The 1138-nt window shown below is 57.2% G+C and carries 1 protein-coding gene; it reads left to right on the plus strand.

The annotated features are described in order from the left end of the window. Window positions 1-1070: ABC transporter substrate-binding protein (locus RH857_RS13520; RefSeq protein ID WP_310538498.1), on the plus strand; the 1070-nt coding region annotated here is incomplete at its 5' end. Window positions 1071-1138 lie beyond the last annotated feature (68 nt).

Below are 1138 nucleotides of genomic sequence, written 5' to 3' on the forward strand. Positions count from 1 at the left end.
GACTCTCCTTCAGGACCTACATAACGGCCCTGCCACTAAGTCTGACGCGCGACATAGTCATGAGCTCTTTGAACACCGCAACTCGACTCCTGCCAGTCGCTCTTACAGCCGCGTCGATTTCAATCCTGGCGAGTTGCGCCTCGGACACTGATGCAGCTACCGAAGATCACCTCGGAGAAGCTGTGATCCAACTGGCATGGCTGGCGAACGTACAGAATATGGGCCCTTACGTTGCCGAGGACCAGGGGTACTACAGCGAAGCTGGAGTCGATGTAGAGCTGCTCCCGGGCGGACCATCCACAACTGTTGAACCTCTGGTAGCCAGCGGTCAAGCTGACATCGGGGTTGCCAATCTGGACAGTATCGCCCGCGCTGTCGCCGAAGGAGGCGACTTTACCGTTATCGCCGGCATCATCCAGCGAAACCCGCAGGTACTTCTTTCACTGGCGGACGATCCGCTCTCCGATCTCGCTGACATCGAGGGCCGGGAGGTCTGCGTTCAGACGGCAGGTCGATCAACTTTGGAAGCCATCCTGGAGGCCAACGGCATCGATGTGACCCAGGTGGAGTTCGTCACTTCCGACATCGATCCCGCACCGCTCGTGGCCGGGGAATGCTCAGTCTTCCTCGCCTATGCGAACAACCAGCCTGTCACCCTGGAGCTCAGCGGAGTGAGCACTGAGTCTCTCCATCTGGCTGATTACGGCTATGACCTGATGACCAATGCATTGTTTGTTCGGAGTCCAGATCTCGAGGACGAGGACCGTCAAACCGTCATTAAGGCTGCCGCAGAAGCGACAGCTCAGGGATGGACCTCGGCCCTCGATGACACCGATAGTGCTGCACAACTCATTGTGGAGGGACCTGGGGCAGACCTCAATCTGGACCTCGAACAGCAGGAACTCGCCGCAGAGTCGTTCGTGGAGCTGATTCGCACAGAAGAAACCGCCGCAAACGGACTCCTGACGCTCTCTGATGAAACAATCCAGCGGAATCTAGAGATTCTAGACATGGTCGGAATCGAAGCAGATGCCGATCTTTTCGATACGAGCCTGCTAGGTACAGAGTGATGTCGGTGGACACTGAAGCGCCCTAGGTTCTCTGCCGCTTTCATATGAGGTGGGGCTCCGCTTTCAAG

The sequence above is a fragment of the Nesterenkonia flava genome, from assembly GCF_031432335.1.
Taxonomy (GTDB): Bacteria; Actinomycetota; Actinomycetes; order Actinomycetales; family Micrococcaceae; genus Nesterenkonia; species Nesterenkonia flava.